This is a genomic window from Flavobacterium aquicola (assembly GCF_003385115.1).
GTDB lineage: Bacteria > Bacteroidota > Bacteroidia > Flavobacteriales > Flavobacteriaceae > Flavobacterium > Flavobacterium aquicola.
The window spans coordinates 181,958-204,105 of sequence record NZ_QUNI01000007.1 but is presented as its reverse complement, the minus strand read 5'-3'; the positions used below and the strand labels follow the sequence as shown (position 1 = coordinate 204,105).

Sequence of the window (22,148 nt, the reverse complement as noted above, 5' to 3'; positions counted from 1 at the left end):
TAATGCTTTTTCTAATTATATGAAAATTTCGTACTTCATATCATATATTAAAAAAATATTATTTGATTTTACATTCGATATATCAATTTTTAAATCTACCATCAATTATAATTGGCGATCCGAGAGTATATTCATTAATTACCTGTATAGAATTTAGATTTTGAATCCATAAATAATGCTTTTTTGTATCAATCCCTTCTATTGTCAGGGCAAAATTGTAAATACCACTATTTAAATATATCTTATTTATCATAAAAGCAAGTTGATTCTTTCCTTTCTTTAAAATAATCTGTTCATCAAAGAGTTTTGAGTTGCTTTGACAAATAGGTACTAATTCTCTACTCATTAAAAAAATACTGACATCAATATTCTTAATTTCAGTTTGAGAAATTATCTCAATGTCTATTTTTAACTTATTAATTTCTCCTTTAAAAGTTCTTTGTACTGTACTAAATTTTTCCAATGTACAGCCTTCAGAAAAAATCAATATTGGTTTATCTTCGGTATAGTTGTAATCATAATAGGCTTCAATAATTTTTCCATTTTCTCCCTCCGCTTTAATTATACCTTTTTCAATTAAAATAGACCAGGTACATACCTTAGAAATTTGTGGCATCGAATGAGAAACAAAAATAACACAACAATTCTTCATTAATTCCGACATGCGATCATAACACTTAGCTCTAAAATTAACGTCTCCAACTGCCAATACCTCATCAATAATCAAAATGTCTGGTTCCATCTGTGCTGCAATAGCAAACCCTAAACGTACTTTCATACCTGAACTGTAGTTTTGTACAGGCATATCAATAAATTCTGCAAGCTCGGCAAATGCAACTATTTCGTCAAATTTAGCAGCTATCTCTTTTTTAGTAAAACCTATTATTGCAGCATTATTATAAATATTCTCCCTGCCAGTAAGTATTGGATTAAAACCTGCGCCTAATTCTATCAAAGCCCCAACTTTTCCGTACATGGTTACACTTCCTTCATCAGGAGCAATTAGACCATTTAAAATCTTAAGCAGAGTACTTTTTCCGGCACCATTATGACCTATAAGTCCCAAGCATTCTCCTCGGCGTACTTCGAAACTAATATCTTTTACAGCCCAAAATTCGTCTTTACGTAATAATTTCTTTTGTTTTTTTCCTGTGATAACGCTAAAAACATCAGACAAGCCATACAGTAGACTTTTTTTGAGATCTTTGGCAAATTTCTTAGAAACATGATCAACTTTTATCAATACTTCTCCCATAATTAGCTCATTCTTTCGGTTAGTATTGGCATTGAAATTCTATATACTACTAAAGCAATTATGTTTAATACAATTGTTACTAAAAGACCAAAAAACCAAAAAATAGGGTTTTCTATACCATAACCTGTCAGTATATTTCGCAGATCGCTAATTATATAACTCAAAGGATTCAATAACATTACTTTTCGCATTATTCCATCGGGAGGCATCGCATACACTACTGGAGTAGCATACATCAAAAACTGTAATCCTATGGGTATTAAACGGCTGATATCAGTATATAATAAACTTATTGGCATTAATAAAATTCCAATAGCAACAAAGAAAACAATGGATAAAAACAAAAGGGGAATAAAAAATAATATTTCTATAGATGGTACTATTTTAAAAAAAATCAAAAAGACTACTATTAGACCAATTTTTATTAAAAAATTAAAGAAAAACTTAACTAACCCCAACGTTATCAATGCTTCTTTATCAAAATTGATTTTGGTTATAATACTTCTATTAGCGTTAACACTTTGTGTCGTAAGATTAATACACTCTCCGATAATGCCCCATAAAGTTGTTCCTATCAACACAAATGCAGGATAAGGAATACTAGTTGCAGTAACCTCTATAGTTCCAGACGATTGTAAAAAAATCCAGACTAAAGAATTGATTAATACCGGAAAAATAGCCCAGAATACACCTAAAAATGATTGGCGATATTGGGCCTGTATATCTCTTTTTGCTAATTGCTTAGCTAAATAAAAAGAATCTCTAAATCCTTTTAAACTGGCTTTGACTACATCCCAAAAGCTATAACTATTGGAACTGGTATAAATATGTTTTTCTAAATTCATTGCTCTGTTAAAGGATTTAAATAGCCGGTCCTAGAGGCTTGTTTTGTATTATTAATAGTAAATAACTACTTTTAGAAACCATACAAAAAGATTTTAAATTATGTCAAAAAAAACAACTTTCTAATTTCGGCAAATATAGCAATTTACCACAAATAGTTAAGGTTTATAAAAATTCATCTTATTAGATGAAATTGATGCTAATCATTCGTCTGGGAAATTTTCGGCAAGGAATTAAACAGATTTTATTTGTTTTTCTTTAGGAAAAATATTTGAATCTCTTTAACCAAAGTGCAATCGCATCTTTTTGGTATTAGTTATATATTATTAATTAACATCACCGATGAAGTCAATCTGTTTTAAATGGAAAACGGATGCAGACAAATCAAATCGCTAATTTATTTTTTAACCGTAAATAAATATCGTAATTAATTTCATACTTTTATTCAAAACAATAAGATATGGCTAAAGTAATCGCACCATTTAAACTTTCTGGAACACTCGATGACATCAATTTTGTAAACACGCCCGCAGGAAATATTGCCAGAATGAAAAGAGAAAAGTTCATGACTTCAAAAGAATTCATGGAAAATCCAATCTATGACCGCATCAGGGAACAGGGAAAGGAAATGGGATACGCTTCTGGGAAATCAAGGATATTCCGACTATTGGCAGGGCAGTTCTATAAAAAGTCAAAAGACCTTAGCTTTGCAGGCAGAGCCAATAAAATAATACTCGAAATCCTTAAAGAAGACAACCATAACCCAAAAGGAAAACGAACCTTGGAAGAAGGGATGAAATCACAATTCCTGCACGAAATTCTGCTTGGATTTGAAGGCAATAAAAACAAGCCCTTGTCCAAAGTGCTTCTGTCAGACTTCGAACATTTCAAAGAACAAAGAACCATACAAATAGCGGACTTTATACCAAAAATTCATTTAGACTGGCCAAAGGAAGCAACACATGCCCATCTGGCATTAGCTTTGGCCAACTGGGACTTTGCCAGCGACAGTTTCGACACCTGCTACAGTGAAGAAATCATCTGTGACAAAGAATCTGAAAAACAAAACATATTGCTTACTTCCGAAAATCCAAAAGGAAATCAATGTTTGCTGACCTACCTCTTTATTGGTTTTGCAAAAAAAGAACGCAGCAAATACACATTACTGCACAGAAGAAACAATACTGTTTCAATTATTGCCTGTAAAATGCCAGAAGAACTCTCAAAAGACAAAATATAAAAATCAGCTTGTGGCCCCCGCTCATCTGGAGAGGGCTGGGGTGAGGTAATAATTTAAAAAGGTTTACAAGAGTGTCTTGTAAACCTTTTAACTTATTTTTTCAAACTTTATTTATCTAAAACTTCAAAAGTTGAATTCATACTTTTAAACTCTGGAACAATGACTTTCATTTTTGCTACTATATCGTCATTGTGGAAAAAATTGGCGATCCCAATTAATTCTTCAATATCATTATGAAGATTTTCAAATTCATCTTGAATTTCTTGGGCAATCATTATTTTTTCATGATAAGTAGGTACAGTCTTTGCCGTATCATTCAATAACTCTTCATATAATTTTTCCCCTGGACGTAAGCCTACTATCTCTATCTTGATTTCTTTATCTGGGATAAATCCAGCTAATTTAATCATTTTTTTTGCCAAATCTATAATACGAACAGGCTTACCCATATCAAAAATATAAATTTCACCTCCGTTCCCCATCGCACCAGCTTCCAAAACCAGCTGGCATGCCTCAGGAATAGTCATAAAATATCTAATAATATCTGGATGCGTAATTGTAACAGGTCCTCCGTTGGCAATTTGTTTGGTAAATAATGGAACTACAGAACCGTTGGAGCCCAAAACATTTCCGAAACGTGTTGTAATGAATTTAGTTGCATTACTTATATTTTCTTTTTGAGTTTTAATTTGCAAAGACTGAACATACTTCTCAGCAATTCTCTTACTCGCTCCCATGACATTGCTAGGGTTAACCGCTTTATCTGTTGAAACCATAACAAATTTTACTACACCATACTCACAGGATAAATCTGCTAAATTTTTAGTCCCCATAATATTGGTTAAAATCGCTTCTGAAGGATTTTCCTCCATCAAAGGAACATGTTTGTAAGCGGCTGCATGATAAACCACTTGAGGTTTATAAAGCTTAAAAATTCGATCCATCACTTCCTTATTCCTAACATCTGCAATGACATTTCGAATTTTAGATTTTGGATACAGTTTTTCAAGTTCTAGACCTAAATGATGTAGTGGGGTTTCGGCTTGATCTAGAATAATTACTCTTTTGGGATTGAATGTTAACACCTGCCTAACTATTTCGCTCCCAATTGAACCTGCAGCTCCCGAAATTAATACAGTTTTATCTTTTAATTGCTTCGAAATAGACTTATTATCCAAAACAATTGCTTTTCTTCCTAATAAATCTTCAATTTGAATATTTTTTACCTTTTGAGAAATTTCTTTCTGATTTTCCCAATCGGTAATTAAGGGCACAGTATAAACTCTGTAATTAAACTCTAAACATTGATCTACAATAACCAATTGTTCTTCTTTACTAATACTTTTATCCGCCATAATGACTGCCTCAGCACCTACAGACCTCATTAAGGATGGCAATTTTTTCTTTTGCACCAATATAGGCAGATCTAACATTCTTTTGGAGGCATTTTGATTATTCCTATCAACGAATCCCACAATTTTAAAACGGGTAGGAGTTTCAAATTTTAAAGCATTGGCCACTGAAATTGCATTAGCATCAGTTCCATAAATAACCGTTCTTATTAATTTAGTTGTATTTTTTTCAGACAAATACAATTCAAAGGTTTGTTTAACAACAACGCGATACAAAAACAAGCCACAAAATGAAAGTACAACATTTATAAAAAAAGCCGTGGTCAAAAATACTTTTTCCTCATATAGCAGCTCATAGGCAAAATTGAAAATCAAGAAAATAATCAAAACAGAAATTTGTGAAAACAAAAGCTTCACAGCATCAATATAAGATGAGTGCCTAATAATACCTGCATAAGTTCTAAATATCCAAAAAAAGAAAACATTGACTGCAAAAAAAGAAAATGTAAAAAAAACATCATGTGATGTTAAAATGTATTGAATGCCCGTTCCTCTGAAAATAAGCAAAGTAAAGAAAAATGTGATTATCAAAACTGACAAATCAATCATTACAATAATCCATCTTGGCAAATAACTTAAATTACGAATACTTAATTTAAGATTATCTCTAGAAAAAATTCCAGAATATATGGAGTTTTTATGCATATTTTATGGCATTTAAAATTTCGAAAAAAAAACAATGAAAACAAAAATACGAATTATTATCCTTAAGAATTATATTTTTTACTAAATAATCCTTTCATAGGAGGGAAGAAAATAAATAGCCAGAAATGTCATTGTCTGCAACTAATAATTTGCTTTTCCAAACTAACGTTCTAAGAAAAAAAACAGTATTCAGCTCTTACTCCTTTTAAAAATAATTTTTAAAGTATTTACAATAATTTCTAAATCAATAAAAAAAGTTTTATGATAATAATATTCTAAATTCATTTTTATTTTATCTGGAAAAAGAACATTATCATTATATCCCAAAGGATTAACTTGATTATCCAACAATTTATCCTCGCTGTAATATTTTAGTGATGCTAAACTAGTCAATCCCGGTTTTAATTCCAAAATTTTTCGATTCTCTCCTTCCAGCAGGTCATAATAACCAGCAATATCTGGCCTAGGCCCTACTATACTCATTTCTCCTTTCATCACATTAAAAAGTTGTGGAAGCTCATCTAGTTTATAATTACGAAGTAACTGGCCGAACTTAGATATTTGTAGTTCATCAAATTTTCGACCGACTTGAAAGGTTCTAAGTTTATAAATTTTGAATCTCTTACCATATTGGCCGATACGCTCCTGAATAAAAACTCCATTAGTACGAGTATCAATAACTGCCACAAACCAGGCAATAATTATAACCCAAAAAAAGAATAAAAGGAAAATGCTAGAGAATAATATATCAAAAAGACGTTTAATAATTGACTGCAATTGAAAATGATATATGTATTTATTACTATGAAATTTTTGCAGAATTAATTTTTTGAATAACCCTAATTCTAATCCATAAATAAGTCAGGATTTGGAATGCCAAAAAAGAAAGAATTATTGGAAGAGACAATTCCCCTGCCTTTTGCAAAAACAGTATTAAAATATTGAATAACAGCTGAATTCCTGCATACAATACTGATACTTTAATATGAGAATATCCTAATTCATTGGCAAGATATTGATACAAATGAGATCTGTGAGGCTCAAAAATATTTTCTTTCTTTTTGATACGCGCAAAAATAGTTATTCCAGCATCAATTCCATATATAGATAAAAACAGTAAATAACCTATTTGTCCTGTTGCTAAAATAGTTTTTACCATAAAAAAACCTAGAAACATAGCCATGCTGATACTTCCAACATCTCCCGCAAATGTTTTGGCTTTTTTTCGGACATTAAAAATACCAAATACGCCACACGATAAAGCCATAATTATTAATAAAGGTAAACTGTCTTTATTAATATCCAAAAAAGCGAAACTTAGAATAGCTGTAAATGAATACAAAACGGTGATTCCATTGATGCCATCCATAAAGTTAAAAACATTTACCCAGCCAATCATTAGGAAATAAATTACAGGCAAAATCCAGATTGCCTGCATAAACAGACCTAAATCATAAAAAATAAGAATAATAGCTATAGTATGAGAAATAAATCTTGGCAGTTGAGAAAGTGGCTTAATATCATCTATAAAGCTGACAATAGCAACTAAAACTACTGCAAAAGTTACCATCCATGAAACATGTCCTAATAAACAGGCTGCCAAAATTGCTGCAGGAAAAATAATGCCGCCGCCTCGTAAAGTAATTGATGTATGAGATGATCTGCTGTTTGGTTTATCAATTATATTGAAATGATCAGCAATCTTGAAATAAACCAATTCAAAACCTAGAAATAAAATTAATAAGATAATGTAAATCATATGTATTGTTGCCAGTTCTCTGATAGCAGTTATTTGTTATTTGTTTTTAAATCCCATGTAATATTCAGGGGTAAAGTCCTACTCTATTTTGTGTTTTAAAAGTCCTAGAAGATATTCTCCATAACCTGATTTTTTTAAAGGCGCTGCTAAATCTCTCAGCTGTTGTTCAGTTATAAAGCCTTGTCTCCATGCAATTTCTTCGATACAACCCACTTTTAGCCCTTGTCGTTCTTCCAGCACCTGAACAAATTGTCCGGCCTGCATTAAACTATTAAAAGTCCCTGTATCCAGCCAGGCAGTTCCTCTACTTAAAATTCCAACTTTTAGTCTGCCCTGCTCTAAGTATTCTTTATTAACATCTGTGATTTCATATTCACCTCTGGCGCTTGGTTTAATATTCTTGGCAATTTCAACAACCGAATTATCATAAAAATAAAGCCCTGGAACTGCATAATTAGATTTAGGTTTCAATGGTTTTTCTTCAATCGAAAGTGCTTTAAAATTTTTATCGAATTCAACTACGCCATATCGTTCTGGATCCGAAACATGATACGCAAAAACAACCCCTCCATTAGGGTTTGTGTTTGACTGCAGAAGCTCATGCATATTGGCACCAAAGAAAATATTGTCTCCCAAAACTAATGCAACAGAATCCGAACCAATAAATTCTTCTCCAATAACAAACGCCTGTGCCAGACCATTTGGAACAGCTTGTTCAGCATAACTGAATTTACAGCCGATTGCCGATCCGTCACCCAATAATTTTCTGAAATTAGGCAGATCGTGCGGAGTTGAAATTATTAATATTTCATTAATACCCGCCAACATTAAAGTTGACAATGGATAATAAACCATCGGTTTATCATACACTGGCATCATTTGCTTACTCATAGCGAGTGTTAATGGATGGAGTCTGGTACCTGAGCCCCCAGCTAATATAATTCCTTTCATTTATCTTATGTTAAGGATGCTTTATTTAACATTAAGTATTCATCAATAGTTCCATACATTTAATTAAACTCTCCTTATAATTTGGAACATTCACATTATATGTATTTTTAATTTTAGATTTATCTAATAAAGAATATTGCGGGCGTTTTGCTGGAGTTGGATAAGAACTGCTCGGAATTCCAGAAACTAAACATTCAAAACCTCCAATTTCATGAATAGCCAATGCAAATTCATACCAGCTGATTTCTCCCTCATTAGAAAAATGATAAATTCCTGCCTCCCATTTTGGATGGCTTATAATTGTAAGAATCGCTTGTGCTAAATCTGCAGCATAAGTTGGACTTCCTATTTGGTCATTAACTATATTCAGGCTGTCTCTTTCCTGCATTAACCGTGACATCGTCTTAACAAAATTAGCACCATAACTTGAATACACCCAAGATGTACGGATTATAATTGCATCAGGATTTTTATCTATGCAGGCAGTTTCTCCAGCCAATTTGGTTTGCCCATAAACGTTTATTGGTTTTACAGCGGCCTCCTCATTAAGTGGAACCGAAGCAGTACCGTCAAAAACATAATCTGTAGAAATATGAATAAATTTGCAGTTATTTTCATGACACCAATTCGCCATAACTGCAACTGCCTGATGATTCAAAATATCAGATAATTCAAATTCTGATTCTGCTTTGTCTACAGCTGTATGAGCAGCACAATTGATGATAATCGCAGGATTTATTTGAATAAGTTTAGTTTCTAAATTCTCTAAATCGCACAAATCCAATTCTTGCCAATCTGTAAAAACCCATTCATAATGTCTATGCTCATCCGATAATATTCTTAACTCCGAACCTAGTTGTCCGTTAGCACCGGTTACTAATATCTTTTCCAATTTTTTCTAATATTAATGCAGCCAGAAGTACATGCGGTTCTTCTTTCTTTTTTATTCCTTTTCTTCCTTCTAAAATTCCCAATCTATTGCTTCAAAACTCGGCAAAATCAAATCTTTTTCTGAAACAATGACTTCGCTGGGATTCACCTGCCAATCAATTGCCAAAGTAGGATCATCGTAACGGATTCCTCTCTCGCTTTCTTGATGATACTTTTGATCAACTTTATACAATACTGATGCAGTTTCACTCAAAACAGAAAATCCATGAGCAAAACCATGGGGAACCATTAGCTGCTTTTTATTTTCGGCACTTAAAACCACACTCACATGCTGTCCATAAGTAGATGAATTTTTGCGCAGATCTACAGCAACATCTAAAATTTCTCCTTGCAGCACACGTACTAGTTTCGCTTGTGCACAAGGATTAATTTGCAGATGCAGGCCTCGGATTACTCCTCTTTTAGAAAACGACTGATTATCTTGAATGAATTCATACATAATACCGTTCTCGTTGAATTTAGCTTTATTATATGCCTCGAAAAAATGACCTCTGTCATCTGGAAATACAGTTGGGTTTATAACTACTAAATCGTTTATATGTGTTTTTTCTATTGTCATTTGATATGCTGATTATTTAAAAGAGTCAAAGGTGATTAACAATCCTTCTCTAGATAAATGGGTAATTGTTTCCCGATAGCTTCTCTTATTTTTTTATTTGAAACAACATAATTTTCGGTTAATTTTTGAAGACGTTCCGAATTAAGAGGCAGTTTCAATATATCACCTAATGAAGCTGTTTTTTTAATAAGTGCTTCCGAAATTTTCATAATTTTATTTCGTTTTCCTAAGTTTTGTCCCAGCAATTATATTAATTTTGGAAACTCAAAATATAAAATCAAAAAATCGTATGATTATTTTTGAATTTTAAAACTATAAATTGTCTTCATTATTCCTTCTTCAGCTGTCAAAGGTAATTTCCTAATATTTAAGACAGACTTTATTTTTTGGTTTGAAACAGTTAAATCACTAGTTAATTTTTTTAATCGTACTGTATTCAATGGAATTGGTATAAAATCCCCAATTTTTGCAATACTACGAATTAATGACTTAGGTAAAACTAAATTCGTTATTTTTTTATTCGACGTATTTTTTATAATATTAATAATTTCTTTAGTTGAAATCGTTTCATCATCTGCAATGTGAAATATACCAGTATTAATTTTTTCAGCATTCTTAATAATTGCTTTGATAAAGAAATTAAAATTATCAATACTGATAAAAGAACGTCTATTCTCGAAAGAAGCTAATGGATATGGAAAACCTCTAGATACTAACTTATATAATAAACTTAAATTTCCTTTATCACCAGATCCATGAATCATGGGTGGCCTTATTATAATTACTTTTTTATCTACAGGTAATTGCTGTTCTAACAGCCACTTTTCGGCCATTCTCTTTGATTTCCCATACCAAGAATTAGGGTTACATTCATCTTCTTCAATCAAAGGCTTAACTGAAGCTAATTCTTCAATCGCAGCTAATGAACTAATGTGGATTAATAATTTTGCATTAGATGTTTTAAATACTTCAAAAATTTTCTTTGTTAATTCAACATTTGCAAAATAAAAATCATTTTCCTTAGCTACTCCATCATGATCATGAGCTTTTCCTATTAAATTAATAAAAACATCACTTTTAGGTATAGTGGATTTCCAATCAGCTTGTCTCAAAAAAACAGAATTAACAAAATACTCTTTTTGTAATTCCTGAGAAAGATTCTTCCCTAAAAAGCCTGAAGAACCAAAAATTATAACACTATTGAATTCCATTCCAAATTGTTTTATAAACTACTTCACTATCAAATTTTTTCTGGAATAATTTAAGACTATTTGTTTTAAAATCTAATAATTCTTTATCATTTAAAAAGTTGATTTTTTTAAGAGCACTTGATAGACTATCAACTGATTTAGGCATAACCAAAAAACCATTTATGTTATCAATACAAGTTTCCTTGCAACCTTTATGATCAGTAGTTATAATAATTTTTGATAATGCAAGGGCCTCTATTAAACTACGTGGAACACCCTCGGGATAATAACTTGGCAAAATGACAACCTCTGTTACAGATAACAATGGAAGCACATTTTTTTGGTAACCTAAATAATGAATTTTTGGATTATTTTTAATTAAATCTAGGACCTTCTCTTCTAATCCTTTTTCATCAAACCAGCCAGCAATAATTAATTCATAATCTATATCAATATTATTGTAAGATTCAACAAGTTCTATGATTCCCTTTTCTTTAACGATTCTACTACAAAATGTAATGTATTTTTTTTCTAGACTTAATCCATTTTCATTAATATAATCATGGTCAATCCCCTGCGTTTCCAAAAAAGTACCTGAATTAACCCCACTCCCGTTAGTTAGTATTAATTGTGGAAATGTTAGATTATTTTGCAATAATTTTAAATCTTCTATGTTTTGAGTAATTACATAATCGGCTTTGTTCAAAACCCACATATAAAAACTAAATATAATCTTTATTAAAAAATTTTCTTCCCTTCTCTCTAAAAATCCTATACCCGCAATAGTCGCAACAATTTTTGAAACTTTGGCTCTCCTCGCAGCAATTATTCCTACGATATTTGGAAAAAACTTATAAGTAAAAACAGTATCCGTTTTTTCTTTTTTTAACTTCGAAACAAAGAAAAAATAAGTAGAAATTAAAGAAAAAATAAATTTCCAACTTCTTGAATATTTATAAAAATATACTTTTCCACCAAGAGATTCAATCTTTTTCCTGTAATCATCTTCTGGCACAAAAGCAAAAGTGGAATTTCCTTTTTTATCCAAATAACTAAGAAAATCCATCCTAGATTTATAGTAATCTTCTCCGTAATGTGCTATTAGTCCAATTTTCATTATTTCCCCTCTATATTTTCAACAACTTTCTTAAAAAATAATATTCTCTTATCTTCTAACACATCTAGCACATAATCTTTTGATTTTTCAAAATTTTCTTGAGCCATATTTAACCGAATCTTTGAATCTGTTAAAACTATTTCCAAATCTTTAGAAAATTTTTCAATATCTCCAGGCTTATGTAAGTAAGAGTCACTAATTAACTCAGGAATCCCGGCAACACTTGATGCCAAAACAGGACAAGCTCTACTCATAGCTTCAATAACCGATCTAGGCAAACCTTCTTGTTTTGACGGATGTATATAAAGATCCAGCTTATCTAAAAATTCAAAAATTTGTTTTCCTGCCTGAAGTCTGCCCACCACAATACATTCATTTTCTAATTCAGTTTTTTTTATTATTTTTTTTACATACGTCTGATCACCTCCACCAACTAAAAAAAACTGAAATCTCAATTTTGGATTTTTATTTTTAAAAATTTTTAATGCCTCAAGAGCTGTATCAAACCCTTTATATTTTATATTCAAATTGCCTATAATCCCAATTCTTAGAATTCTAGATTCAGACAATTCAAGATAATCAAGATGATTTTTCTTTACAATTTCATCAGTTAAAGGAATTTGAACATTAGAAGCAAACGTTGTTATTTTTGATCTAGTAGGATATCTTTGTTGCAGGAAATATTTTGTCACATAAGTAGAGGCGAAACTTTCTTTAACAATGTTTTTCATTCTATAATATCCCAAAGGTGCCTGAAGCTTTATGGTAAAAGATCCGTAGTTCCATGAGCTGTCCCAAGCACATCCTACTACTTCAGTTATAAATGGTTTATTTAACTTTTTGCAAATTTTATATGCAAAATAACCTATTGTTGATGGAACACGTATAATAACAAAATCAACTTTTCTTATATAATGTTCTAATTTTTCTTCAATAACTTTATTGTACTTATAATAGTCAAGTCCTCCTTTTACCTGATAAAACAGATCAAATTCAATTCTATCAACTGAAGATAAGACTAAACCTCCTTTTTGCAGATCTTCACTTCCTCTAGATATCACATATAATTTATCTATATTTTTCAAATAACGATTCCAAGCTTCAGAAGGCAATCCTCCAGGGCTGTAATATTTTTGATCCTGTTTATAAAACACATGGTCGTGAACAAATAATGCTTTCATCAAATTTTCTTAATTAGTTTGGCTGGGATTCCTCCTACTAATGATTTCTCCCCTACATTTTTATTAACTACAGCTCCAGCTGCAACAACCGACCTTCTTTTAATCGTTACTCCATCCAGAATTCTAACACCACATCCTATCCATACATCATCGTGAATAACTATTCCGAGTTTAGTAATGGGATTGTACTTTATAGGAATTGATGCATCGTTCCAAGTATGATTTGCCGCTACCAAAGAAGTCGCATGAGCAATAGAAACATTGTTTCCAATTGATATCTCAGCATCACAATCAACTATACAATTTTCGTGAATACTCACATTATCACCACAAGAAAAATTTTTCCAATTCTTTATCAATGTATTAGCTCCAATTGACAAATTATCCCCCACTTTCTTCGCTTTTGCTTTTATAATTAAGTAACGAATCGCTTTTGATAATAAGCCATTGAATGGCATTAAAACACACCATAAAAATTCACAAATAAATCTTGGCAAAATCATAAACAAATAGCACCAAATATTCAATAAAGGTTTTATTACTTTAAATTTATCTCTTCCTGCCATATAAATATTTTACAATATATTCAGATATACTATTACTGTTTTTTTTCAATTTAATCATCAACATCTTTTTACACTGAAATAATTTTAGTTAGATACTTAATCAAAATATTATCGATTTATAATATATTACTATTTTACAAATCTTAGCTTAAGAAAAACCAAAATGAGGTAACAATAAACCAATCTTCATTCCAATGAAATAAAATCATTTAAGGGATTTATTTACTTTATCCTTTTTTTAAACCAATTCAATATTGGCTTGTCAATTATTTCATATATTAATATACTTCCAATGCATACTACGACTAGAGCTAAAACTAATTTACAAAACTCAATTATAAAAAAATCAGTATTACCAATTGTAGCAGGATAAACAAGTCTTGTTAGAAAAAAAACCATAAAAGGATGAAATAAATACATTACATAACTTGCATCTCCAAGCTTTATCCCTAACTTTATAAAAACATTTTCTTCATTGATTTCATTTTCCAAAACTAAAAATGCATTTACAAATAACAAAGCTGGAATTCCTCTAGAAATATTGCGCCCTAAAAAAGAAAACTCTTGTGTTAAATCATTAAAAATCATAAATACTAATGAGAAAACACCTAAAACTAATGCACCATAATAAAATGTTTTTGTATATTTTGATTTATAAAATTTCCAAAAATAATACAATGCTAATCCATAAATAAATTCCGGCAAAAGTCCCTTTTTATAAAAATTTAATATATAAAAATCATTATTAGTAAAATAAAGACTTAGTAAAAAAAGACTTATTATACTTCCACAGGCCGCTACAAAGTATTTTTTGTTTTTAATGAAGATAATGCAAACAAACATAACAAGATAAAAAAACATCTCATTATTCAATGTCCACCCTAAAGACAATATCGGACCACTATTATCAATTCTATAAGGAATAAACAAAATAGATTTAAAAACTGCTTCTCCATTAACCACAACATTTTTAAACCACTCCGGTTTAATAAGTGCCAACGACAGTGTTAGTGCAGTTGCTATATAGTATAGTGGTGCAATACGGACAATCCTTTTTAACATAAAGTTATGAGTGTTTTTATTTACCATATATGCAATAATAAAACCACTAATTATAAAAAAAATATCTACTCCAAAACCTCCAGTATCTAAATCATAAAAATTATAGTGGCTAAAAACAACCCCTAAAGCTGCAACAGTGCGTAATAATTGTATACTTTTTATCAAATCTATATTATTTAAATTGTATTGTTAAATCTATTTTCAAAACACTTTTTTAACCATCTAATTTTGTAACTTTTTATATTTTAACAACAAACATTTTTTAAGTTTTAAGTCCCTTAAATCGATATTTATTGAGTAATATTAATTAACAAATTATTCAGTGAACTTTATATTAAAATTATCGTGTATTTCTATGGACGACTTGTTAACTTTAGTCAAATTATTATTTTTATCAACAACTTTTCCTTTTTCAAAATTTACTAAGCAAGAATATTTTTGATTTTTCTGAATTACAATTGGTTTTTCGGTATTATTTTCCCATATACAATCATTAACTAATACATTACCATCTAATTTAGGAAAATTATTCTCATAAGTATTTTTAAACGCAGCAACACGAAAGCCTATTTTTGAACCAAAATCATAATGTTTATTAATCACAACATCAACATTTTTTTTTCTTATTCCAACCATTTTTTTTAGAACCAATTGTATACCAAAACGATTATTAAATGTGATAATATTCTCCAAAACAATTTTTTCCATATAATCCTTATTATTGTTAGGTTCAATATCCACAGCGGCCATAGGTGCGGTGCCAATTGTATTTGAAATCAAAACATCACTAACATTTATATTTCTCCCGCATGTAATAGAAATACCATTTCTTCGATTATAATCCAATTTAGAATTTTTAATTATAATATCCTCAGAAGGAATAAAATTCCCACTGTCGTCATAGGTTTTTAAACTCCCAATGTAAATACCGTCTCCCCAGCAATTTGAAATTTCAGAATTATATATTTCGATCTGTTTTGAGCTTCTAATACCAATTCCCATACCATGCTCTCCAGAATTACCGAAATGCTCTTTACGATCTCCTGTTATTTTAGGATTAAAAATTTTAATATTATGCTTATTATGAATCTCAAGAATATTATAGGTATCCTTATTACTTTTTTGAAGAATTATTTCGGAATTTTCCTGAAAATAAATCTCTGAATTATTTTCTAAAACTAACCCCGTATCATTAACCATTATCGGAAAATTAGGAAAAATGACAATTTTATTATCATTAATACCTTTTTGAAGATATTTTGTATAATCTACACTTCCATCCTTTACATAACCTGCAGGCAAATTATCTTCAAGTAGAAATTTATTTTCAGATGATTTATTACCTAATGCATTATAAAAAAATACTCTCGCTTGAATTTTTCCTGGAATATTTTTATATTCCATTTTACTATTATTTTGTCCGCAACCCATTTGAAAAATGAAACTAACAAAAATAACCGCTAAATATTTTATGTACTTTTTCATAAGTAAATTTTATTAGATTTAATTTTATTTTGAGCAAATGAGATATAGTAAATAAAGAACATAAAAATAAAAGACAATAAAAACCATGATCTATGCAAAAATATGATCAAAAATATGAATGCAACTAAAAAAGTGTTATTCCATGAAGATTTTTTTATATTTGACCATAACCATAAAAAATAGAGGCCAATACCTAATGACCCAAATTTGATAAAAAGACCTCTATAATCTGAAACAATAAAATCATAATTATCTAATACACTAACTCCCTCGCCAATTAATAATTGTGATATCGAAATATGATCTAAATAGTTATTGTAGAAACCTGAAAAATCTAATGTTGTTCTTGCTTCTAAAGCGTCTCCTGAAAACTTATCCAAAACAAACCTTGCAACAATTTCTTGTGGTAAACTTACAAATGCTAATAAAAGTATGATAGAGATACTTAAAAAAACAAATATTTTTTGTCTGGTAGATTTCAACTCAAAAAAAACATAACCACATAAAGTTATAATTGCCCCCATTGACATTGATAATATAACACCAATTACAATTATTGCATTTTTAAATTTATTATTAATAAATGCCTTTGAATAAATTACAAATGTACAAACCAATCCAAACATACTTGGTTCAGGAAAGATACCTGAAAGTCTAAAAGCTTCACGCCCAAAAACATCATAATTTTGCCCATGAAGCCTAACAGTACCAGGATAAATATAATAAGTAGTATCTCTTGTAGATGCCATAAAAGTAATATAAGGCAAAGAAATCCCTAATAAGCTGACAATGTAATTTAATAAAGCAAAAATCACAATCCATAATACTATGGTGGCAAAATATTTAACTGCTAAATCTAATATTGGTTTGCTTAAAAAAAGACAAAAAATAAATGCTATATACCAGAAAATTGTAAATGTTGGTTTGTCATTATCCCCTCTCAACAAAAATAAAAAGCAAAAATGTATTATAATAAAAACTGTAATAACAAATATTTTTTTTCCACCATTTCTACTAAAATTAAATAATCCATCATTATATCTAATTTTTGAAATACAAAAAAAAAGGAATAAAAAAATTAAGACCAAGTTTATTACATTTGTGAATACATTTTTTAAAAATATAACACCAGCTGATAAAATAAGTAATATAGCAATTAACAAACTAATTTTTTTATCATATTTCCCATGAATTTTACTTATTGTCTCTTCCACAATATTTAGATTTTGGAGTCCTCAAACAAGTTAACTAAATTTTCTGCCATTTTTTCGATAGAAAATTGTTTTGCAAATTCGTAAGCTTCTTCAATCTCAAAATTTAAATCTCCCGAATTTAATTTTAAAATAAGATTTTGTAATTTATTTAAAGCTTCACTTTCATTACTTGGATCAAAGAAAAACTTTTGATAACCTTTATAGGCAGCCTCGTAATGAGGCGCTATTCCTGATGCACAAATAGGTAATTTCATATACTGTGCTTCTATAAGTACATTACCAAAACCCTCATACAAAGACGGAAAGAAAAAAATATCAGACAATGCTAAATATGGAGTTATATTACTATCCATTCCTACAAAGTAAATATGACTTTGTAACTCCTTTTCTAAAGCAATCTCTTCAATTTTAGATTTTAAGCTTCCAGTACCAAGCAATATTAATTTAAAATTATTTTCAATTGGATTTAATTTCCCAAAAACATTGATTAAAAATTCATGATTTTTTTGTTCTTTAAAACTTCCTATATGAATTAAGACTTTTGAAGCTCCTTTTACAAATGTTTCTAATTGAATAGATTTATCCACGTTTAGTAATGCTGTATTCTCAAACTTGGAAAAATCAACACCATTATAAACAACTGTATATTTTGAATAATTACATTTCCAATCTTTAGTAAAATAACTAAGATTTGCCTGCGAATGACCCACAATTTTAGTAGCGTATTTAACTGTCCAATGCTTATGTAAAGTTAAATATGCCATACGAAAATTAGAAAATATAGGCTTATTTACCAAATTAAGCATAAACATGGCTTTCTCATTATGAACAGAAACGAAAACCGGAATGTTTAACAATTTACCTATTGTGGCAAAAATACCAGAAGTATGACCGTAACGGCTATGCACAACATCATATTCTCCTTTTTTTAAAACTTTATATAATTTAACAGCATCAAAAAACGGCTTTTTATACTTCCCAAAATCTATTAAAGTTACACCCTGTTTAATAAATTCTGAATCTAATTCTCCCCCTACGGTACAGAGAATATGCATTTCAATTCCACGACTTTTAAAATATGGTAAACAAGAAAGGAGTGTCTTTTCAATACCACCCATTTCAAGTTTACTAATAATAGTTAAAATTTTCATTATTATATTTTTTTAAGTTTTACAATAAAGAAAAAGTAAACAAACAAGTACATCACTAAACTGAAAAGCTCTACATACAAAACAATTTTAGCAATATCCATAAGCCCATTAAGATGGCTAAAATTGATTAAAGAAAAAAGCATTACAAACGAAATTATTGATATAGGAAGTCTTACCCACTGCTTGCGTATACACGTTAATGTACTTCCTATGTACAAATAGCAACAAGAAACTGTTGTCCCTAATAAAATGACTACCAAAACATCCGAATATGGTACATATTCTTCAGTATATAATAATCTAAGGAAAAAAGTCCCGAAAAAATAAAATACTAGTGTTAAAGTTAAACCCAATGAGGCTGCTATAATAATCATTTTAGCTAATAATTTATTTAAAGAAATGTATTCTTTTTTTTGTACATAAACAGCCATTTTTGGCATTGCAGCCTGAATTAGAGAAGTCACAAATTGCCCTGCTAGTGATTTAAAATACAACAAACTACCGAAAATAGCCAAAATATTAACTCCAAAATATTTTTCTACACTTAATCTTGGATAATTCAAATAATATTTATCTATAAAAATAGCAATGAATATTGGCAAACACATACTTATCAAATTCATCATTTTTCCCTTTTGTGGTTGGACAATTTTGAATTCATTTTTTTTAATGAAACCTCTTTTTACAACTTGATTTTTTTCATAAAAATAATATAGAACAAACCAACTTAATAGATAACCCAATAATGAAACTATTATATTCCTGAAAACAAATGACAGACCAGCAACCACTATAACTGCAACTACACCTCGTATAATTCGCGAATAAGCTACAAAATTTAAATGATGATTTTTCTGATAAACACCATAAATTAAATCTAACTGCGACTCAAAACTTTTAATTAAAGCAACTATGATAATAATATAAAAGTATTCTGGACAAATTATAATCGCTAATATTCCAAGTAAACTGACACCTAAAAGTGTTGCTAATAGTCTAAAAACATTGTAGTCAAAGAATTTTAATTTATTTTCGTGATCAGTTACATAAAAATTTCTTAATTGCATTTCTAAAGCCAACATAAGTGGGGTGGTAAATGCTCCTGCATAAATAAACTTACCAACATCTTCAGTACTAAATAATTTAACAAATACCAAAAGTATTATATATTGACACAAGGCATATCCAAAATTGCCAATTAAAGCAAAACCAAAATTTTTTTTTAATGATAAAGACATTATGTAAGAAAATTAAATGTTTTTATACATTTTATACCATAAAATAAAAGAAGAAATACCTTCATCCAAACTAGTACTAGGCCTGTAATTGGTATGAAATTCTAGCTTTGAAGTATCCGCATAAGTAACTTTTACATCACCAGGCTGCATAGGGTACATGTCCAATTTAGCTTCAATACCAATAGTTTTTTCCATAGTGTTAATAAAATGCATTAATTGAATTGGCTTTGAATTTCCAATATTAAAAAGACGGTAGTATGGCTGCTTATCTTCTTTGTTAGGTGCTTTTTCCATTACTTCTACAATACCTTTCACAATATCATCTACAAATGTAAAATCACGCAGCATATCGCCACCATTAAAAACTTTTATTGCTTTACCCGAATAAATTGCATCTGCAAAAAGCATTGGAGACATATCTGGTCTGCCATATGGGCCATAAACAGTAAAAAAACGTAATCCAGTTGTCGGTAATTGGTATAAATGACTGTATGTATGAGCCATTAATTCATTACTTTTTTTAGTAGCAGCATAGAGACTTACTGGAAAATCTACTCTGTCATCTTCAGAAAAAGGAATTTTATCATTCATCCCATATACTGACGAACTTGAAGCATACACCAAATGTTTAATTTTATACTTTCTGGAACATTCCAAAATATTTACAAAACCTACAATATTAGATTGAACATATGCATGAGGGTTTTCCAAAGAATATCTAACCCCAGCCTGAGCAGCCAAATTAACTATATACGTGAAATTTTCTTCTGCAAATAAATCTTCTAATCTAGTTAGATCAATTATATCAATCTTGGCAAATTTAAAATTATCAAACTTCAAACTATCAGTTAATTTTCCTTCTTCAAAAACTAATTCTTTACTAATTCCTAATTCATGTAAACGATCTAATTTTAAATTGATATCGTAATAATCATTGATATTATCAATACCTACCACATTTATACCTTTTACAAGTAAACTTTTAACCAAATGAAATCCAATAAATCCTGCAACACCTGTAACTAATATTTTCATATGTCTTTTTTAATTTCTATTTAATTATTTAAATTCTTAATTTAAATTATTCGATAATTTAAAATCAAACTTTTAGATCCCATCTTTTGTATTCCATTTTAGCAAAATTTTTTGCAAACTATTGCGTAGTAAAATGATGACTCATAAACATCAAAACACAAATCTATCTCTTTTTGGATCACGATATTCTCTTCCAATTAATTTACATTACTCACAATAATTCTTCTTGTTTATTGATATTCTTTTCTTAAAATATAGAATAAGATTAAAAATAAAATCGACAAAAATGATCCTATAAAAATACTTTTAATTTTTCCAAATTCATTTTTTTTAAGAGGGTATACTGGTGCATCAATAACTTGTATTAAGGGTGTATCTCTTCTAAGAGACACCTTCGCCAACTCAGTTTGTTTAACTAATTCAGCTAATAATGTTGAATTAGCCTGAACATCAACTTGTCTTTTTGCAGAAGGAACACGTCTTACATTTAAAGCTGGATTCAAATTAAATGTATTATCATTAGCCATAGCAACTCCTGTTAGTGCACTATTTAGCTCATTTCGTACCGAATCTACTTGCTTTTCTAAAATAATCATATTCAATCTTGCTTTTTTACTCTTTGTATCAACGTAAAATTCAGATACAACTTTGACTAAAGATTCAATAAAAACTTTAGAAAAAACTTCATTTTTAGAAGTCATTTGTATATTAATTATTGAAACTTTTTTATCAGGCTGTTCAACAGCAAAATCACTCATAGAAAAAATTTCATACATTTTTCCTAAAATACTATCATGCTCTCTAGTAAAAATTTCACGCTTCATTTTTGGCAGAAATTTTATATTTTTAAGCTTGGAATCCTCTATCCAGTTTTGCCTCCAGCCTTGATCATCAATATACATTTCAGCTAAAGATATTTTTTTGCCTTCTAAAACATTAACCGGACTTAGTAAAGTCTCTTCTACCATTCTTCTTGACTTAAATAGCTCCATCAAATTATCTCCAGTAAAAATCCCTCCACCTCCACTACCCAGATCGAACCCAAACTGACTTGCTAAACCCATGGCTCCACCTAAGCCACTTCCAGAACTACCATCATCTTCTAAAACAAAAGATAAAGTTGCTGTATAGGTAGGTTTTTTTAAAAAAGAAATCAAGAGCCCTAAAATACCTCCTATAATCCCTACCAAAATAATGATTCTCCATTTTGAAATTAAATAAGACCACCAATCATTAACTTTTTCTAATAATTCTTTTATTGACAATTCATCTGTGTCTTTTGGCATTTTGTTCA

General features: G+C 29.7%; 21 protein-coding genes. 1 reads left to right on the top strand and 20 read right to left on the bottom strand.

The window, feature by feature from the left end; genetic code table 11:
- Positions 1–82: 82 nt before the first annotated feature.
- Both C8P67_RS22155 and C8P67_RS13660 read right to left on the bottom strand, forming a co-directional pair.
- Positions 83–1,255 (bottom strand): ABC transporter ATP-binding protein, encoded by a 1,173-nt coding sequence (locus tag C8P67_RS22155; RefSeq protein ID WP_170141467.1) that lies wholly within the window; start codon positions 1,253–1,255, stop codon positions 83–85.
- A 2-nt stretch (positions 1,256–1,257) separates the two neighbouring features.
- Positions 1,258–2,100: an ABC transporter permease gene (locus C8P67_RS13660; RefSeq protein ID WP_115813719.1), complete on the bottom strand. Its 843-nt coding sequence runs from the start codon at positions 2,098–2,100 to the stop codon at positions 1,258–1,260.
- Between the two features lie 458 nt (positions 2,101–2,558).
- Between C8P67_RS13660 and C8P67_RS13655 the strand changes: the two genes are divergently transcribed.
- Positions 2,559–3,338: a hypothetical protein gene (locus C8P67_RS13655; RefSeq protein WP_115813718.1), complete on the top strand. Its 780-nt coding sequence runs from the start codon at positions 2,559–2,561 to the stop codon at positions 3,336–3,338.
- A gap of 107 nt (positions 3,339–3,445) precedes the next feature.
- On the opposite strand, the gene C8P67_RS13650 is transcribed toward C8P67_RS13655, so the two are convergent.
- The 18 genes from C8P67_RS13650 to C8P67_RS13565 form a co-directional block, all read right to left on the bottom strand.
- On the bottom strand, positions 3,446–5,299 hold the full coding sequence (locus tag C8P67_RS13650; RefSeq protein WP_394338652.1) for a polysaccharide biosynthesis protein: 1,854 nt from the start codon (positions 5,297–5,299) through the stop codon (positions 3,446–3,448).
- Between the two features lie 285 nt (positions 5,300–5,584).
- Positions 5,585–6,172, bottom strand: coding sequence for a sugar transferase (locus C8P67_RS13645; protein ID WP_317125454.1), 588 nt, complete (start codon positions 6,170–6,172; stop codon positions 5,585–5,587).
- Positions 6,173–6,197: 25 nt separating this feature from the next.
- On the bottom strand, positions 6,198–7,154 hold the full coding sequence (locus C8P67_RS13640) for an MraY family glycosyltransferase (RefSeq protein ID WP_115813716.1): 957 nt from the start codon (positions 7,152–7,154) through the stop codon (positions 6,198–6,200).
- Between the two features lie 78 nt (positions 7,155–7,232).
- Positions 7,233–8,105 (bottom strand): glucose-1-phosphate thymidylyltransferase RfbA, encoded by an 873-nt coding sequence (gene rfbA, locus C8P67_RS13635; protein WP_115813715.1) that lies wholly within the window; start codon positions 8,103–8,105, stop codon positions 7,233–7,235.
- 31 nt (positions 8,106–8,136) lie between these two features.
- Positions 8,137–8,997, bottom strand: a complete 861-nt coding sequence (gene rfbD, locus C8P67_RS13630) for a dTDP-4-dehydrorhamnose reductase (protein WP_115813714.1) — start codon at positions 8,995–8,997, stop codon at positions 8,137–8,139.
- A gap of 69 nt (positions 8,998–9,066) precedes the next feature.
- Entirely contained in the window at positions 9,067–9,615 is a 549-nt protein-coding gene (gene rfbC, locus C8P67_RS13625) for a dTDP-4-dehydrorhamnose 3,5-epimerase (protein WP_115813713.1), read from the bottom strand.
- A gap of 35 nt (positions 9,616–9,650) precedes the next feature.
- Positions 9,651–9,824 (bottom strand): hypothetical protein, encoded by a 174-nt coding sequence (locus C8P67_RS22150; protein WP_170141466.1) that lies wholly within the window; start codon positions 9,822–9,824, stop codon positions 9,651–9,653.
- Between the two features lie 84 nt (positions 9,825–9,908).
- Positions 9,909–10,826, bottom strand: a complete 918-nt coding sequence (locus C8P67_RS13615; protein WP_115813711.1) for an NAD-dependent epimerase/dehydratase family protein — start codon at positions 10,824–10,826, stop codon at positions 9,909–9,911.
- The gene (locus tag C8P67_RS13610) at positions 10,813–11,922 is read right to left on the bottom strand and encodes a glycosyltransferase (protein ID WP_115813710.1); all 1,110 of its coding nucleotides are present in this window, start codon (positions 11,920–11,922) and stop codon (positions 10,813–10,815) included. Before C8P67_RS13610 ends, C8P67_RS13615 begins: the two co-directional genes overlap by 14 nt.
- Positions 11,922–13,103, bottom strand: coding sequence for a glycosyltransferase (locus C8P67_RS13605; protein ID WP_115813709.1), 1,182 nt, complete (start codon positions 13,101–13,103; stop codon positions 11,922–11,924). The genes C8P67_RS13610 and C8P67_RS13605 overlap by 1 nt, the downstream gene beginning before the upstream one ends.
- Positions 13,103–13,669 (bottom strand): acyltransferase, encoded by a 567-nt coding sequence (locus tag C8P67_RS13600; RefSeq protein WP_211319915.1) that lies wholly within the window; start codon positions 13,667–13,669, stop codon positions 13,103–13,105. Before C8P67_RS13600 ends, C8P67_RS13605 begins: the two co-directional genes overlap by 1 nt.
- A gap of 222 nt (positions 13,670–13,891) precedes the next feature.
- On the bottom strand, positions 13,892–14,896 hold the full coding sequence (locus C8P67_RS13595; protein WP_170141465.1) for an acyltransferase family protein: 1,005 nt from the start codon (positions 14,894–14,896) through the stop codon (positions 13,892–13,894).
- 150 nt (positions 14,897–15,046) lie between these two features.
- The gene (locus C8P67_RS13590; RefSeq protein ID WP_115813707.1) at positions 15,047–16,216 is read right to left on the bottom strand and encodes a right-handed parallel beta-helix repeat-containing protein; all 1,170 of its coding nucleotides are present in this window, start codon (positions 16,214–16,216) and stop codon (positions 15,047–15,049) included.
- The gene (locus C8P67_RS13585) at positions 16,213–17,430 is read right to left on the bottom strand and encodes a hypothetical protein (RefSeq protein WP_115813706.1); all 1,218 of its coding nucleotides are present in this window, start codon (positions 17,428–17,430) and stop codon (positions 16,213–16,215) included. The genes C8P67_RS13590 and C8P67_RS13585 overlap by 4 nt, the downstream gene beginning before the upstream one ends.
- 5 nt (positions 17,431–17,435) lie before the next feature.
- Positions 17,436–18,581: a glycosyltransferase gene (locus C8P67_RS13580; RefSeq protein ID WP_115813705.1), complete on the bottom strand. Its 1,146-nt coding sequence runs from the start codon at positions 18,579–18,581 to the stop codon at positions 17,436–17,438.
- A 2-nt stretch (positions 18,582–18,583) separates the two neighbouring features.
- Complete coding sequence (locus C8P67_RS13575) at positions 18,584–19,819, bottom strand: lipopolysaccharide biosynthesis protein (protein WP_115813704.1); 1,236 nt, start codon at positions 19,817–19,819, stop codon at positions 18,584–18,586.
- 12 nt (positions 19,820–19,831) lie between these two features.
- On the bottom strand, positions 19,832–20,854 hold the full coding sequence (locus C8P67_RS13570) for a GDP-mannose 4,6-dehydratase (RefSeq protein WP_115813703.1): 1,023 nt from the start codon (positions 20,852–20,854) through the stop codon (positions 19,832–19,834).
- A 230-nt stretch (positions 20,855–21,084) separates the two neighbouring features.
- Positions 21,085–22,140: a Wzz/FepE/Etk N-terminal domain-containing protein gene (locus tag C8P67_RS13565; protein ID WP_317125453.1), complete on the bottom strand. Its 1,056-nt coding sequence runs from the start codon at positions 22,138–22,140 to the stop codon at positions 21,085–21,087.
- Between the last annotated feature and the right edge of the window lie 8 nt (positions 22,141–22,148).